Source organism: Butyricicoccus sp. (assembly GCF_050872565.1).
Taxonomy (GTDB): domain Bacteria; phylum Bacillota; class Clostridia; order Oscillospirales; family Butyricicoccaceae; genus Butyricicoccus_A.
The window spans coordinates 1-1216 of record NZ_JBNMHC010000501.1 but is presented as its reverse complement, the minus strand read 5'-3'; the positions used below and the strand labels follow the sequence as shown (position 1 = coordinate 1216).

The 1216-nt window shown below is 52.3% G+C and carries 2 protein-coding genes; both read left to right on the top strand.

Features of this window, described 5'->3' with window-relative positions; genetic code table 11:
• Positions 1–454, top strand: a 454-nt coding sequence (locus ACR0P9_RS12910) for a TetR/AcrR family transcriptional regulator (protein ID WP_432620774.1), incomplete at its 5' end; no start/stop codon positions are given.
• On the top strand, positions 423–1079 hold the full coding sequence (locus ACR0P9_RS12905) for an HAD family hydrolase (protein ID WP_432620772.1): 657 nt from the start codon (positions 423–425) through the stop codon (positions 1077–1079). The genes ACR0P9_RS12910 and ACR0P9_RS12905, both read left to right, overlap by 32 nt.
• The last annotated feature ends 137 nt before the right edge of the window (positions 1080–1216 follow it).

The window sequence follows — 1216 nt, the reverse complement described above, 5'->3', positions numbered from 1 at the left end:
GCTGCTCGAACACTTGATTTTACAGATCGGGCGGCATATTCTGACGCTCGCCTACGAGCACACCGAGCAGCACCGCACAGAGGATTTCACAGAAAACGTCATTCTGTTTGTCGATTACATCATCACGTATTTTTCCACGCATAAGGACAGCCTGCGTCTCATTCGGCGCAACTTTACCTGGTCTATGGTGCAGCACAATTTGGAGCAGCCGGAAAACGATATGCTGCAGCAGCAATTGCTCGAACAGCTGCTGGCATCTCCCGCTTCTCAAAACCACACCCAACAAGAGCTATTTAATATGGTATATATTATTGTCGAGCTGTGCGGAACGGTCTGTTATTCCAGCATCATTGAGCAGATTCCCGACTCGATTGACCACATGAAACCGCTGTTGTACACCATGATTCGGAGGATTTTAAATCATGAACCAAACCAAGCCAACGCTGATCTTTGATATGGACGGCATCATTCTCGACACCGAGCAGGTTGTGCGGCAGTGTTGGCACGATATTGCCCCGGCATTTCACGCGGAAGAGATTGATCCGGTCTTCCTCGCAACCGTCGGCACGACGCGCGTACATACCTGCGAGATTTTGCGCGAGCGTTACGGTGCAGATTTTCCGGCAGAGGAATTTAACAGCGCCGCCAGCCGCCGCTATCATGAAATCGACGATGCCGAAGGCGTGCCGGTCAAGACCGGTGCACGAGAACTGCTGCATTGGGCGAAAGACAACGGCTATGCGCTCGGACTCGCCTCTTCCACCAGACAGGAGGTTGTCGAAAAAGAGCTGTCCGCGAGAGGGCTGCTGTCCTATTTCGATTACGTACTCGGCGGCGACAAAATCACGCGCAGCAAGCCTGCCCCGGATATTTATGCGACTGCTTGCCGCGCCATGCACGCAGACCCCGCCAAGACATATGCCATTGAGGATTCTTATAACGGCATCCGCTCGGCGCACGCCGCAGGCATGATGCCGATCATGGTGCCGGATCTTCTGCCGCCGACCGAAGAAATGCGGCAGCTCGCCGTACACATCTTTTCCGATCTCACGGAATTTCACGAATTTTTAAAGCGATAATCAAAACCACTGGTAGAACCAGTGGTTTGAACAGCCCCTATAAGGGGCATTACAGGCTTGACCCTCTAAAAGAGGGTATTGAAAGTTTGACACCGCATTTCCATCACAGGCAGCCGCTTAAAAGCGGCTGTCTTTTT